The 14512-nt window shown below is 36.6% G+C and carries 16 protein-coding genes and 1 other RNA gene; 11 read left to right on the top strand and 6 right to left on the bottom strand.

Annotation, left to right across the window (positions count from 1 at the left end; all coding sequences use genetic code 11):
• Positions 1-160: 160 nt before the first annotated feature.
• Positions 161-844, top strand: coding sequence for an ATP-binding cassette domain-containing protein (locus AACZ30_RS02450; RefSeq protein WP_339647580.1), 684 nt, complete (start codon positions 161-163; stop codon positions 842-844).
• Here AACZ30_RS02450 and AACZ30_RS02445 read toward each other — a convergent pair.
• The 4 genes from AACZ30_RS02445 to AACZ30_RS02430 all read right to left on the bottom strand — a co-directional run bounded on the left by AACZ30_RS02445 (position 841) and on the right by AACZ30_RS02430 (position 3909).
• Positions 841-1101: a YgjV family protein gene (locus AACZ30_RS02445; RefSeq protein WP_075327633.1), complete on the bottom strand. Its 261-nt coding sequence runs from the start codon at positions 1099-1101 to the stop codon at positions 841-843. The two genes, AACZ30_RS02450 and AACZ30_RS02445, sit on opposite strands and share 4 nt — an antisense overlap.
• A gap of 140 nt (positions 1102-1241) precedes the next feature.
• A complete protein-coding gene (gene typA, locus AACZ30_RS02440) occupies positions 1242-3041 on the bottom strand; it encodes a translational GTPase TypA (RefSeq protein WP_075327634.1) in 1800 nt (599 codons plus the stop codon).
• 143 nt (positions 3042-3184) lie between these two features.
• Positions 3185-3382, bottom strand: coding sequence for a hypothetical protein (locus AACZ30_RS02435; protein WP_093305072.1), 198 nt, complete (start codon positions 3380-3382; stop codon positions 3185-3187).
• A 41-nt stretch (positions 3383-3423) separates the two neighbouring features.
• The gene (locus AACZ30_RS02430; protein ID WP_075327636.1) at positions 3424-3909 is read right to left on the bottom strand and encodes a DinB family protein; all 486 of its coding nucleotides are present in this window, start codon (positions 3907-3909) and stop codon (positions 3424-3426) included.
• A gap of 145 nt (positions 3910-4054) precedes the next feature.
• Between AACZ30_RS02430 and kdsA the strand changes: the two genes are divergently transcribed.
• From kdsA to AACZ30_RS02410, 4 genes are all read left to right on the top strand, one after another.
• On the top strand, positions 4055-4873 hold the full coding sequence (gene kdsA, locus AACZ30_RS02425) for a 3-deoxy-8-phosphooctulonate synthase (RefSeq protein ID WP_339647574.1): 819 nt from the start codon (positions 4055-4057) through the stop codon (positions 4871-4873).
• Between the two features lie 335 nt (positions 4874-5208).
• A complete protein-coding gene (locus AACZ30_RS02420) occupies positions 5209-6363 on the top strand; it encodes a hypothetical protein (protein ID WP_339647572.1) in 1155 nt (384 codons plus the stop codon).
• A gap of 23 nt (positions 6364-6386) precedes the next feature.
• On the top strand, positions 6387-8012 hold the full coding sequence (locus AACZ30_RS02415) for a BCCT family transporter (RefSeq protein WP_339647570.1): 1626 nt from the start codon (positions 6387-6389) through the stop codon (positions 8010-8012).
• A 12-nt stretch (positions 8013-8024) separates the two neighbouring features.
• Complete coding sequence (locus AACZ30_RS02410; protein WP_339647568.1) at positions 8025-8882, top strand: universal stress protein; 858 nt, start codon at positions 8025-8027, stop codon at positions 8880-8882.
• 99 nt (positions 8883-8981) lie between these two features.
• Here the strand turns inward: AACZ30_RS02410 and AACZ30_RS02405 are convergent, their stop codons facing one another.
• Positions 8982-9818, bottom strand: a complete 837-nt coding sequence (locus tag AACZ30_RS02405; RefSeq protein WP_339647566.1) for an endonuclease/exonuclease/phosphatase family protein — start codon at positions 9816-9818, stop codon at positions 8982-8984.
• Positions 9819-9939: 121 nt separating this feature from the next.
• Between AACZ30_RS02405 and AACZ30_RS02400 the strand changes: the two genes are divergently transcribed.
• The 5 genes from AACZ30_RS02400 (at position 9940) to AACZ30_RS02380 (ending at position 12473) form a co-directional block, all read left to right on the top strand.
• On the top strand, positions 9940-10569 hold the full coding sequence (locus tag AACZ30_RS02400; protein WP_075327641.1) for a hypothetical protein: 630 nt from the start codon (positions 9940-9942) through the stop codon (positions 10567-10569).
• Positions 10569-10871: a transcriptional regulator gene (locus AACZ30_RS02395; RefSeq protein WP_075327642.1), complete on the top strand. Its 303-nt coding sequence runs from the start codon at positions 10569-10571 to the stop codon at positions 10869-10871. Before AACZ30_RS02400 ends, AACZ30_RS02395 begins: the two co-directional genes overlap by 1 nt.
• Before the next feature lie 75 nt (positions 10872-10946).
• A complete protein-coding gene (locus AACZ30_RS02390) occupies positions 10947-11231 on the top strand; it encodes a hypothetical protein (protein ID WP_075327643.1) in 285 nt (94 codons plus the stop codon).
• Positions 11232-11265: 34 nt separating this feature from the next.
• Positions 11266-12048 (top strand): oxygenase MpaB family protein, encoded by a 783-nt coding sequence (locus tag AACZ30_RS02385; RefSeq protein ID WP_093305084.1) that lies wholly within the window; start codon positions 11266-11268, stop codon positions 12046-12048.
• Positions 12049-12068: 20 nt separating this feature from the next.
• The gene (locus AACZ30_RS02380) at positions 12069-12473 is read left to right on the top strand and encodes a DUF2809 domain-containing protein (protein WP_339647556.1); all 405 of its coding nucleotides are present in this window, start codon (positions 12069-12071) and stop codon (positions 12471-12473) included.
• On the opposite strand, the gene AACZ30_RS02375 is transcribed toward AACZ30_RS02380, so the two are convergent.
• A complete protein-coding gene (locus tag AACZ30_RS02375) occupies positions 12455-13660 on the bottom strand; it encodes an NAD(P)-dependent oxidoreductase (RefSeq protein ID WP_339647554.1) in 1206 nt (401 codons plus the stop codon). The genes AACZ30_RS02380 and AACZ30_RS02375 overlap by 19 nt on opposite strands.
• 134 nt (positions 13661-13794) lie before the next feature.
• Between AACZ30_RS02375 and ssrA the strand changes: the two genes are divergently transcribed.
• Positions 13795-14197, top strand: a transfer-messenger RNA (tmRNA) gene (ssrA, locus tag AACZ30_RS02370).
• Positions 14198-14512 lie beyond the last annotated feature (315 nt).

The following is a 14512-nucleotide window of genomic DNA, read 5'->3' as shown; positions in this document are numbered from 1 at the left end:
TATTGATTTTTAAGTTGAGTATTCAAAGATAATTTAAACCTTGCTTTATTAACGCCGATATAAAGTGATAATTATGTTAATGTAAAAAAAAGTAAACCCGCGCCTTTTGAAAAATGTATATTTACCGATATTTTTACACTGAAGAAAAGCCTAAAACTTTATGTCTAATACCGTCTTGAAATTAAATAACGCTGCTATTTACCAGCGTGAAAGCCTTATTTTATCTGAAGTAGATGTACACATAAACAAAGGCGATTTTGTTTATCTTATTGGTAAAACCGGAACCGGAAAAAGTAGTTTTATGAAAACACTTTACGGCGATTTACCACTTACCGAAGGTGAGGGAACTATTGTAGACTTTAATTTGCGTACACTTAAGGAAAAAGATATTCCTTTTTTAAGACGAAAACTTGGTGTTGTTTTCCAGGATTTTAAATTGTTAACCGATAGAAATATAAAAGACAATTTACTTTTTGTACTAAAAGCAACCGGCTGGAAAGACCAAAAAGCAATGGATCTTAAAATTGACGAGGTTTTAGATAAAGTAGGAATGAAATCTAAAGGATTTAAATTTCCTTATCAACTCTCTGGCGGGGAGCAGCAACGGGTAGCTATTGCACGTGCTCTTTTAAACGACCCTGAACTTATTCTTGCCGATGAACCTACCGGAAACCTGGACCCGCAAACTTCAGTAGAAGTTATGGAAGTACTTCAGGAAATTAGCAAAAATGGGAATACCATTCTTATGGCTACGCACGATTATGCTTTACTGCTTAAATATCCTTCAAAAACTTTAAAATGTGACGGGCAACGTGTTTTTGAAGTTGTTCAAAAATCGGTTTAAGGCTGAACTTCATCAGCTTTTACCCTGTGCGGTTTTTTATTGATAAAAAGGTAATAGAAATTTACACAAACAATTACCGCGTTGGTAATAATTACCGGCCAGGAATCTATTAAAACTCCGTAGACAATAAAAAAGACACAACCCAGGCTATTTACAATTCTAAGCTTTATGATATTCTTCATAAAGAAAGAAATCGCTACAAAAAAGGAGGCTAGATAACCTATCCATTCAGTAAGACTAATTCCCAGGAATTCCATATAAAAAAGAAGAGTTTGTTTGAAAATTCTCTTTTAACGTCAACCTGAACTCGTTTCAGGTTCTAAGTTATTAGATGCTGAAACAAGTTCAGCATGACGCCTTTTGAAAATTAGCAAACAAACTCTTTAAAGTTGAGTGATTAAACTATTTTATTTCTCTTACGCTCGTTTTCGGTAAGATAAATTTTACGCAACCTTAAGTGACTTGGAGTAACCTCAACATACTCATCTTTCTGAATATATTCTAAGGCTTCTTCCAAAGAGAACTTAAGTGCAGGTACAATCTTCGCTTTATCATCGGCACCAGAAGAACGTACGTTAGAAAGCTTTTTGGTTTTGGTAATATTTACCGCCATATCATCCTGACGGGAATTTTCACCAATTACCTGGCCTTCATAAATTTCTTCTCCCGGATCTACGAAAAACTTCCCTCTATCCTGTAATTTATCAATAGAATAAGGAATTGCTTTTCCGCGTTCCATAGAAATTAAAGAACCGTTTTGACGCTGTGGAATTCCACCTTTCAACGGCTGATATTCTTTAAAACGGTGAGCCATAATCGCTTCACCTGCAGTAGCAGTAAGCAACTGATTACGCAAACCTATAATTCCTCGCGAAGGAATCATAAACTGTATGATCATACGTTCGCCACGGGTTTCCATGCTTAGCATTTCTCCTTTTCGCATCGTTACCATTTCTACAGCTTTTCCTGAAACTTCTTCAGGTAAATCTATAGTTAGTTCTTCAACCGGCTCACATTTTTCACCATCAATTTCCTTGATAATTACCTGTGGCTGTCCAATTTGAAGCTCGTAACCTTCTCTTCTCATTGTTTCAATAAGTACAGAAAGGTGCATTACCCCACGGCCATAAACCAAAAATTTATCGGCACTATCGGTTTCCTTTACCCTAAGGGCAAGATTTTTCTCTAATTCCTTGGTAAGTCTTTCTTTAATATGCCTTGAAGTCACAAATTTTCCATCTTTTCCGAAGAAAGGAGAATCGTTAATGGTGAAAAGCATACTCATTGTAGGCTCATCTATAGCGATGGTTTTAAGTCCTTCGGGGTTTTCAATATCAGCAATAGTATCACCAATTTCAAAACCTTCAAGACCAACAATAGCACAAATATCACCTGGTTGAACTTCGTCTACTTTTTTACGGCCTAAACCTTCAAAAATAAAAAGTTCTTTAATTCTTGTCTTTTTTATACTCCCGTCACGCTTCACTAATGAAACCTGCATTCCCTCTTTTAAATGCCCACGTTGTAATCTACCTATAGCGATTCTTCCTGTAAAAGAAGAAAAGTCTAAAGAAGTAATAAGCATTTGAGGAGAACCTTCCTGTACTTTAGGCGATGGAATGTGTTCCAGTACCATATCAAGAAGCGGTTCAATATTATCTGTTTTTACATCTGGATCGTCGCTCATCCAGTTATTAAGCGCTGAACCGTAAACTGTTGGGAAATCAAGCTGCCATTCTTCAGCACCTAATTCAAACATAAGGTCAAAAACCTTTTCGTGCACCTCATCTGGAGTACAGTTTGGTTTATCTACCTTATTCACTACAACGCAAGGTTTTAAACCAAGGTCTATAGCTTTTTGCAACACAAAACGGGTTTGCGGCATTGGACCTTCAAAGGCATCTACCAATAATAGAACCCCATCGGCCATATTTAATACTCGCTCTACCTCCCCACCAAAATCGGCGTGACCAGGAGTATCAATAATATTGATTTTGGTGTCTTTATAGACTACCGATACGTTTTTAGAAGTAATAGTAATACCACGTTCTCGTTCCTGATCGTTGTTATCCAGGATAAGATCTCCGGTGTTCTGGTTGTCCCTGAACAAACGGCAGTGATACATAATCTTGTCTACCAGGGTAGTTTTACCGTGGTCTACGTGCGCGATAATCGCGATGTTTTTAATAGCTGTCATATAAGCGCCTCATTTTTAAGGCTGCAAATGTACGGCTAATTTTAAAGATACAAGTATCTGAGGCGACTAATTCAAAATAAAAAATATAGAAGCAAATTAGCTGATATTCAAAAGGTTAATTTTGAAAATGCAATTTAATAAAATCAGGAAGTAGATTTTAGCTTTTTATAAACGAAAAAACCAAAATAAATAGCCGCAATTGTTCCGAAACCAACACCTAACAAAGGCTCTTCGGGTCTTTGATAGATAAAGAAAATGGTAGCAGCCGTCATTATTAGTGCGTTGATAAGTAAACGCTTAGGGGTATAATAATTACTGAACTGTTCTTTTAATCCTTGCATAGCTAAATTTTTTGCAAAGCTAAGAATTTAAAATTGATCTTTTAATTTTCGTCGGCTGATGGCCCATAAGTGGCCGGCACCGGTATATCCAGTAATCTAAAATAAACGCCCAATTGCGCCCTGTGGTGTGGCAATTGATTAAGAACCATCATTCTAAGAACAGAATATTTAGGCATATCCATTAACACTTTGCCATCCTGCATCATTTTCCAGTTTTTCTCGTATTCACTATCCGGTTTTCTTAAAGCAGCTTCGGCTTCAGAGGTATTATTCTGCAATATTTCAAGAATTTCCTCAATACTATCAAAATCTGGAGATTTATAACCAACCATATCCATTTCGTCCATTTCCATAGTAGCGGTTATCCAACTTGGAATTTCAGCAAGATGATTCGACAATTGCTTTATGCTCATTGATTTTTTATGTGGTCGCCATTCCAATTTATCGGCAGGAATACGTTTCAAAAATTTTTCGGTAAGCACAACTTCGTGTTGTAGTTCAGAAATTAGCAAATGTTGCAGCTCCATATTTTAAAAATTACCACGGGAAATTACAACAAATAGTTCTTACGTATAATGTAGTAAGTAGAAAATTAAACTCGGGAAAACACTTATTTTTTGAATTGTAACACCCGCTTAATTCTGTTATCTTTGCTTTCCTAATTCCCATTTTATGAAACTTGAAAAGATTCCGCAGTTAAAACATATTAATTCTAACAATTTTTTCTTACTAGCCGGGCCCTGTGCAATTGAAGGGGAAGAAATGGCGCTGAGAATAGCTGAAAAAGTAGTTGAAATAACCAATAAACTGGAAATTCCCTACGTTTTTAAAGGATCTTTTAAAAAAGCTAATCGCAGCAGAATTGATAGTTTTACAGGAATTGGAGATGAAAAAGCCTTAAAAATTCTTCGAAAAGTTTCTGAAACTTTTGAGATCCCTACTATAACCGATATTCACGAAATAAGCGACGCAAAAATGGCTGCTGAATATGTAGATATTCTCCAAATCCCAGCATTTTTGGTGCGGCAAACAGACTTAGTAGTTGCCGCCGCAGAAACCGGAAAAGTGGTTAATCTTAAAAAAGGACAATTTATGAGTCCTGAAAGTATGAAACACGCGGTTACCAAAGTAACAGATTGCAATAACGAGCAGGTTATGGTTACCGATCGTGGGACTATGTTTGGTTACCAGGATATGATTGTAGATTTTAGGGGAATTCCCACTATGCGTGAATTTGCTCCTACCGTTTTAGATGTTACTCATTCTCTCCAACAACCCAACCAAAGCAGCGGTGTTACCGGGGGCAGACCAGAAATGATAGAAACTATTGCCCGCGCAGGAATAGTAAATAAAGTAGATGGCCTGTTTATAGAAACTCATTTTGACCCGGCTAACGCTAAAAGTGACGGCGCCAATATGCTAGATCTTAATTACCTAGAGAAATTACTAGGTAATTTAGTTGCAATAAAAAAAACGGTAAATAGCTTATAAAAATTTCTTTAAGTCCAAGGTGGATGTCGTTCTACTTACCACTTATTTTATCAAAACACCCGGTCATATGTCTTGGGTGTGATTGTTATTGCACTACCCTATTTAATAAAATTATCAAAATTTAAGGTTGTTTTTCTTCAGTTGCAATCTTTTATATTTTAAAGCTGCTGGAGGGCATTTATTGTCCATAGCTTTAATTATCTCCTGCTAGTAAACAAAACCTATAGCTCTCTTAACAGCTGTTATATTTAATTAAATAAAAGTTAATCTAATTCATTATTAAGAGTTTCCGTTTTAAATTAAGTTAATTTGAAATTCAACCAACCTAAACCTTAATGCAAAAACAACCTATTTCGAAAGGTGTATTTACCTGGAAATTCTGTTTAGCTATTTTCTGTATATTTTTAGTAGCTCCTTTAACTGCGCAGGAAGAACCAGAAGTATCTGTTGGTGGTGCGCTTCGTTATAATTACAACCTTTCTTCCTGGAAAGACGGACAAAAAAACCGTGGTGGTGATTTTGGTTACGATATTTTTAGAGTAAACTTCAATGCAAAATATAAAGAGGTTTACTTAAATGCTGAATATAGATTATATTCTGACGCTTTTGGCGGTGGCGTAATGAAGCAAGGCTGGATGGGATATAAATTTAATGATATAGACGAAATTCAAATTGGCCTTACCCAGGTTCCATTTGGTATTCAGCAATATAATTCCCACAACTGGTTCTTTAATTTAACCTATTATATGGGGCTGGAAGACGATCACGATATGGGCATAAAATATATTCACGCCGGGGAGAAATATGAATATCACTTTGCTTTCTTTAAAAATTCGGAAGAATTGCGATTTGGCAGTGATACCGAATCTTCTACCAGTAGATATTCTTATGACGTTGTAGGCAGAAACAAAGAAATAAATCAATTTAACGGGAAATTTGTTTATAAATTTGGGGATAAGACTGCTAATAGATTAGGCGTTTCGGCACAATATGGCGGCCTATATAATTTAGACACTCAGGAAACCGGAAACCATTACGGTTTGGCCGCGCATTACGAAATCACTCAAAATCGTTGGAATTTAAAAGCCCAGGCTTTAACCGCTTCGCATAATCCAATTAATGCCGAAGGAGAAAGCAGGGAAGCTTTAAGTTTTGGTGCTTATGGCGCACCTTATGAAGTTGCTGCCGACTTTAATTTATATTCCCTGGCAATTTCAAGAAATATCCCTGTAAACCTGGGGCCCGTTTCTAATTTGGAATTCTATAACGATTTTGGTTATATGCAAAAACATAAGAGCAGTTTTACTGATTCTTATATGAACGTTACAGGAGTACTGGTTACCGCCGGGCAGGTTTATACTTATATAGATTACGCCGCCGGTTATAATCACTCCTGGTTGGGAGGTAATTTTGTAGACGATTTTGCAGTCGGTAACCCTGATGCAAAATGGGAAGCAAGATTCAACATCAACATAGGCTACTATTTTTAATTTAATTTCTGAAAACCACTTATATGGCAAAGAAAGTTACCAGAAGCGATGAGAAAAAGTCAATTTTTGGATTAGAAGTAAACGGTCCCGTTTTCTTTATTTCATCCTTTATAATTATTGTAAGCATCGCTCTTACCCTCATTTTTGAAAAACAGGCAGAAACTATTTTTGCAGATATTCAAACCGCGGTTGCCAATAATGCCGACTGGTTTTTTATCATGTGTGTAAATATATTCCTGGTTTTCCTGGTCTACCTGGCCCTCGGGCAATTTGGGAAGATGCGCATAGGTGGCCAAAATGCCAAACCCGAATTTAAAACCCTCTCATGGTTTGCCATGCTGTTTAGCGCAGGGATGGGAATTGGGCTGTTATTCTTTAGTGTGGGCGAACCTGTAATGCATTTTACAGCACCTCCAACCGGTGAACCAGGAACTGCAGCTGCCGCGCAGGAAGCTATGAATTTCACATTTTTACATTGGGGTTTTCACGCCTGGGGAGTGTATGCCTTAGTTGGCCTGGCACTTGCTTATTTCACATACACTCGAGGTTTGCCACTAACTATACGTTCTATTTTTTATCCTTTCCTTGGAGATAAAATCTATGGAAAAATTGGAGATGCAATAGATATTTTTGCGGTTCTAGCTACTTTATTTGGCTTAGCTACATCGCTGGGGTTCGGGGTTCAGCAAATTGCCTCTGGTTTAGATCACGTTTTCAATATTCCCAGCGGAATTACTACACAAGTATTATTGATTGCTGGAATTACGCTTATTGCCACAATTTCAGTAGTTCTTGGGGTAGATAAAGGCGTTAAATTTCTTAGTGAATGGAATATGCGGGTTGCCTTGCTTTTGCTTGGCCTGGCTTTAGTGCTTGGTCCTACCGTTTTTATTTTTAGATCTTTTGTTGAAAATACCGGAAGTTATCTTTTCAATTTTATTGAAATTTCTACCTGGAGTGAAACTTTCACTAATAGCTCCTGGCAAAACGACTGGACTGTGTTTTACTGGGGCTGGTGGATTGGCTGGTCGCCATTTGTTGGGATGTTTATCGCCCGTATTTCTAAAGGACGAACCATTAGAGAATTTGTGTTAGGGGTATTATTAGTACCTTCTTTAGTAACTTTCTTCTGGCTTTCAGCCTTTGGTAGTGTTTCAATCCAGGAAGCGCTTGGTGGGGATATGAGTATAATAGACGCCGTTAACGATGATATTGCCACTGCCCTATTTGTTTTCTTTGAAGATTACCCGCTTTCTATGGTAATAAATGTAGTAGCAGTAATTTTAATTGCCGGCTTTTTTATTACCTCATCAGATTCTGGATCTTTGGTAATTGATAGTTTAACTTCTGGAGGAAAAATAGATGCACCAAAAGGTCAGCGAATCTTTTGGGCAGTTACCGAAGGAACTGTAGCCGCAGTTTTATTAATTGGTGGCGGGCTACAAGCGCTCCAAACCGCAACCATAGTTACGGGATTACCCTTTGCTGTTATTCTGCTTATTATGTGCTACTCTCTCTACAAAGGTTTAAAAGAAGACCTGGTAGAAATGCAGGATAAAAAAGAACAAAAGGAGATGGAAAATTATGAAGATATCGTGAATGATATTGTTAAGAAAAGAAACCTCGGGAAAAAAAATAACCAAAACTAAAAAACAGGCATTATGGAAAAATTCACCAACATTCTGGTTGCCTTAGACCTTTCAGACATTGATAATTCAGTTATAAAATATGCTTCATTCTTATCGGAGACGCTAAAAATTAAAAAGGTATATTTTGTACATAATATTAAGAAATATGAGATTTCTTCGCTTTTTGATGAACAAATGAAAGATGTAAATCTTGATGAGATAATTGGCGACGAACTCAATGAAAAAGTAGAAACCCATTTTAATAGTAAGGCAGAATGGGAAGTTCTTATTTCGGAAGACCCTTATACAGAATCTTTGATAAATTATATCGCCAATAAATATTATATAGACCTGGTGATGGTTGGAAACAAGAATAGAAAAAAAGGAACCGGAATTGTAAGCAACAAATTGCTGCGTCTTTTAAAATGCGATATTCTCTCTGTTCCACGGGACTTTCATCCAGAAATAAAAACAATTTGGGCGGGAACCGATTTTTCCCGTGAATCTCGAAAAATCTTTCCAATAGCTCAAATGCTTCAGAAGGCTACTTCGGCTCCTGTAACTGCGGCACATGTATATTCGGTACCGGTGCAATTTTCACCTTATGTTCCTAAAGAAGCAATGGCGCCGAAAATTGAAAAACACGCCAGGGAAAAAGGAGATAAATTTCTTAGCAAATTAGATTACGAAGGCGAAGTGACTCCCTTAATTATTCCCGGCAGGGATGCCAGTGTGGCCAGTAATTTATTGGAATGTGCAAAGAAAAATAACGTTGATATTTTAATTGTGGCCGATAAAGGTGCGAATAATATTTCCAGCCTGTTAGTTGGAAGTGTAACCGAAGAATTATTCGGAAAAAACCCCGAAGTACCTTTATGGATTTCTAAATAGTTCTAATAAAATTCGTCATCCTGTAACCTGGTTTAGGATGACGAATTTTTAAGAATAGATTATAGAGAAAAAGTTTAAAAAATATCTCCAGAAATGGGTCTATTTAAGATCAACTTCCACCCAAACAGGCAGGTGGTCTGAGGGGTATTTTAGATCTTTGGAATCACTCAAAACGCCATATTTTTTAACTTCAATCTCATCTGAAGTAAAAATATAATCAATTCTTCGAGTTACGGATTCCTTAAAATTATAACCGTTATAAGTACCTTCTGGTCCAAAATCGAGTTTAGCCACCGCTTTAGAATCATTCATTTTTCGCATTAAAAATCTTATTCCGCCAGTATGGGGTTCCAGGTTTAAATCACCCATTAAAATCACCGGCAGATTTTCTTTATTTAATGCTGAAATTTTCTCCCAAATAAGTTTTGCGCTGTTCTCCCTGGCTTTTTCCCCAACGTGGTCAAAATGGGTGTTGAAAACCCAAAATACTGTTCCCGATTTTTTCTCTTTGAATTTTGCATAAGTACAAATCCTTTCCATCGCAGCATCCCATCCTACCGAAATTTCATCAGGGGTTTCTGAAAGCCAAAAAGTATTATTTTCAAGCACTTCAAACTCTTCAGCATTATAAAAAATAGCACTGAATTCACCGGCTTCTTTCCCATCGTCTCGCCCTACTCCAACATATTTATAATTTTTAATTTCAGATTCAAAATGTTTTAACTGAATCGCCAAAGCTTCCTGAACTCCAAAAATCCCGGGTTCGTAAAACTTAATTTGTTTGGTTATATGGTTCTTGCGATTAGACCAGGAATTTTCACCATCATTTTCATTAGCATATTTAATATTGTAACTCATCAGTTCTACTTCCTGGCTAAAAAGAGTAGTTCCGGTAAAAATGAAAAGCAGTAAAAAGAAGAAAGTTCGGTTTATCATATTTCTGATTTTTGATAAAGTTCGGAAAAAAATTAAAAAAACAGGCCAATTTAATATTTTGATGATTTTTAAATAATAATTGAAGTTTTTTATTTTACTTTGTATTTCAAAGTACTTTATAATGGAAAATGAAAAGTATGTTCAAGACCTAAGCGACATCAAGCACATGATGAACCGCTCTTCTCGATTTATTTCCCTAAGCGGGCTCGCGGGAGTTTTTGCAGGTGGCTATGCAATTATTGGAGCTATAGTTGGAAAAGGTTTATTGGATGGGCATAATTCAGCCATAGATTCGCTGAGCCCGGCTTCAATGGACGCGAAAATATTGACGCAGTTATTTTTATTAGCTCTTGCTGTTCTTCTTCTGGCTATTGGTACGGCGGTTTTTCTAACCACCAGGAAAGCTAAAAAAACAAACGAAAAAAGCTGGGATAGCACCAGCAAACGATTACTTATCAATTTTTTTGCTCCTTTAACATCAGGTGGAATTTTCTGTTTAATCCTTTTGCAATATAATCTTATAGGACTTATAGCTCCCTCTATGCTTATTTTTTACGGGCTTGCCCTTATTCATGCCAGCAAATATACTTTTGGCGATCTTAGAAGTTTAGGGTATTCAAATTTAGTCCTGGGCCTTATTGCAACCCAGTTTTTGAGCTACGGATTATATTTTTGGGCAGTTGGTTTCGGATTTTTTCATATTGCCTACGGTATCTGGATGTACAATAAGTATGACAGAAAAAATGCTTAATGAAAAATATTATAAGTGATATAAATAAAGCTTTTGATCACCGGGTACGCCTGGGAATAATGAGTGTATTAATGGTAAATGAATATGCTGATTTTACAAGCCTAAAAGAACTCCTGGGAGTTACCGATGGTAATATTGCGAGCCATATTAAAGCCCTGGAAAAGAAAGGTTATGTAACGGTAGAAAAATCTTTTATAGACCGAAAACCAAATACACGCTACAGTGCCACTAAAACCGGCCGAAAGGATTTTCAGAAACATATAGACGCCATTGAAAACTTATTAAAGCAACAGAGGCAATAAGGATAAACCTATTTTTTTATCATTCAACTTTGAAATTCAAAGTACTTAAAATAACTATCAATCAAATTTATTATTATGAAAACTAACCGATTTTTAATTATCCTAATTATCGTGGGAGCACTTTTATTGATCCCCTTTATCGCGATGCAGTTTAGCAGTGAAGTGGTTTGGACTGTTTCAGATTTTATTATTATGGGAATTTTACTCCTGGTTACCGGGCTGGGAATTGACCTTGTGTTGAGAAAGGTTTCCAGCAGTAAAAACCGACTTATAATCGGTGGAATTATTCTTGCAGTATTTTTTATGATCTGGGCAGAACTTGCTGTTGGTGTTTTTGGAACTCCTTTTGCCGGAAGTTAAAAAAACTATCAGAACAATATTTTAAAATCGCTTAATGCAATATTTTGTAAATAAAAACTCTATAGTTCGCGAAATTTGGGGAAAGGGTGATACCATTCTCTTTATTTTCGCCGGGGCTTCGGCAGAGTTTGCGCTCAATAAAGCTGTAGACTGGCTTTATTATACCGGCCGTTTACCTCAAGATCCGCTTGGCAGGCTTTTCTCAACGGTTTCCTATGCCCGGGAAATAGTTTTTGCTGAAAAATCGTCGGCACTTAAGGCAATAGATCATATAAATTCTATTCACGCTTCGCTGGAAAATAAACGCGGAAAAAATATTCCAGACTGGGCTTACCGGGACGTGCTTTTTATGCTTATAGATTATTCTATCAGGTCTTTTGAAATCCTGGAACGCAAGCTAGAACTTTCTGAAAAAAAAGAAGTTTTTGATGTTTTTTTTAGGGTAGGTAAAAGAATGAATTTAAAATATCTACCAAAGAATTTCCACGAATTTGAAAAGATGCGGCAGGAACACCTGGAGCAAAACCTTAAGTATGGAGAATATACCAAAGACCTTTACCAACAGTACCGCAAACACCTGGGGTTAATGCGTTACAGGCTATTAATGGAAACACAAAGCCTTATTACTCCCGTTAGCGTTCGTAACTATTTAAATTTGCGTAAGTTTTCTTTCTTAAACCCGGTGATCCCTATTTATAAAATTAGCAGAATTATAAAAATAGACGGACTTCTTAAATCGCTGATCCTACCTTCAGAATATCAAGAAGAGATCAAATCGCTGGACATTCAAAATGCATATACCACGCAAGAAAAATGAGGAATCTAAAGAATTAAAAATTGAGCATCTTTAAACTTAACCGAAATCGCAGAAAAAACTATCTCATTGGCTTTTTCTCCCTGTTAATTATTGAAATTCTTATCGCCAGCTTTATAAAAGATGATTTTATAAGACCTTACCTTGGGGATTTCCTGGTGGTAATAATGCTTTATTGCTTTCTCATGGGAATAAGCCGATTCTCTATTTATAAAAGCCTATTTATTGTTCTGATATTCTCCTTTAAAATAGAATTTCTCCAGCTCATTGATATCGTAAAATTACTCCAATACCAGCCACCCAAACCTATAATGATAATACTAGGTAGCAGTTTTTCGGTTTGGGATTTGGTTGCTTACCTACTAGGACTTTTAAGCTGTCTTATTTTAGAAATTCTTATAAACAGAATCTACACTCCGTCTACATAATTCTGTAAATAACTGAATTTTGAAGTTAACCTGCCATTTTGAGTCATCTGCGCTCGGGCTAAGACTCCATTTTTATCATTATTAAAGAAAGCCGGGATCACATGTTCCATAAACATTTCGCCAAAACCTTCGCTGGCATCTTTTGGTAATTCGCAAGGCAAATTATCTACCGCCATAACCAGGATACTCTCTTTTTCGCGGAAATCTACTTCGGCTTCAGTTGCAGGATCGTAACCATAAAAAGGCTCAGCTATGGTAGAAGGTCTAATTGTACTGGCAATAGGCTCATTGATATCGCAAGAAATATCGGCTATATATTTTATTCGGAAATCTTTAGATTTTGCATCTTCAGCAGTAAAAAATACCGGCGCTCCATCTCCATAAAAGTGTCCCGATATAAAGAAATCACTGCATTTCGCGAAACGCAAAAAGTTAGAATCGTACTTGCCAGGTTCTTTAAAAAACTCTTTATGACTGCCCGCGGAGCCATCCTTCTTTTTATTATAATCAAGCACATCTATATTGCAGTATACCGGCTCTTCTCCTTTAAATTTCAGAAAATCCTCCACGTCCAGCTCTCTGATTTTTAAATGATCTAAAATTTCTTTTGCGCCCCGGGCCACCTTACCTGCCCCGGTTAGTAATATTTTTATTGACGGAATTTTAATTTTATCGAGTTCTGCCAACATGGCATCAAGATCTGGCAGAGATTCTACTTTAGGTAAATTATATAGATTTTCTTTTAAACCAATTCCCCTCAACCCATTGTAAGTTCCTACGAGACCCGCATATCGGCCGAAACCAATAAGCCGGTGATTCTTTTGATTAACAATTACCTCGTGGTCGTATAATTCGATATTATTTTTTAGAATTTCCCTAAGCAAATCGCGGTTATAAGGTTGCTTTTTAATGGTATGGGAAAAGAAAAAGTATTTTTTATTCGGAATTAGCGCCGGTAGCGGAACTTCTTTTACACCCAGTAAAATATCACAATCTGAAACATCTTCAGAAACTTCAAAACCGGCATCGCGATATTCCTGATCTGTAAAAATACGAATATCAGAACTTTGCACTTTAAAATTAGCTTCCGGAAACTTTTTTACGAGTTCTTTTAGTTTATTAGGCGAAAAAACTACGCGACGGTCTGGTGGCGTTTTTTCTTCTTTAATCAGTGCAAATTTTATCATTTCTGGTATGGGTTTTGTTCTTTTATGAATGCCTTTCAAAGGTATGAATTTAAAATTGTATCTTTGCAGGCTCAGATCAGCTAAAAACTGACTGGATTTCCGCCTTTGCGGAAATAATAATGTTCTTTATTTATGGGGTCGACTTGGTTTTGACAGCGAGTCTAATTGAGTTGTAAGCACGTCGAGCGCTGGGATATAGCTCGTAAATCTCATATTTCACACTTTTTTAAACGGCGAAGATAACTACGCCTTGGCTGCATAATCCGAATCACAGTAGGATTGCTTAGTCCCTGTAAGACAGGGAGCCAAGATGTCCCGCGAAGGCCTTGATTTACGGCATTCGCATTAGGGGCACCGATAAAGTAAATATAGGAACTGTAGGACCTTGATGCAGTTCTAAAATCTAATTGAGGATACGGAAGAAGTTAGGTAGTTTTCGGCCAGACTTTTTCCCGACAATTTAAGTGAAAACTAAACGTGTAGAAAGCATCTGAATTGCTTGTTTGGACGAGGGTTCGAACCCCTCCGACTCCACTTTTTGAGTACCAAACTCAAACAAAAACCCCGAAATCCCAGGATTTACGGGGTTTTTTGTTTATCACTACAATTTCCACAGTAGAAAATGGCCTAAAATTAACTGTCTTTTTTATTATGCAATTCTATTCTTAATTTGTTCAAATTGAGTTTTTGCCAATATTATTTACAGTTTTGGCTTCAGATCATAGAAAGTCTTCTATTCGGTAAATACCAGGTTAATCAAATCCACTCATAAATTCCTTAACAATTTAAAAAGAACCTTAACTGTTTTAATACCTTTATTCGCACGAATCTGAACCCTTTTGAGTATTACCG

Origin of the sequence: uncultured Salegentibacter sp. (assembly GCF_963972535.1) — a bacterium.
In the GTDB taxonomy this organism is placed as follows: Bacteria; Bacteroidota; Bacteroidia; order Flavobacteriales; family Flavobacteriaceae; genus Salegentibacter.
The sequence above is the reverse complement of the archived record's forward strand: the minus strand, read 5'-3'. Positions and strand labels throughout refer to the sequence as shown.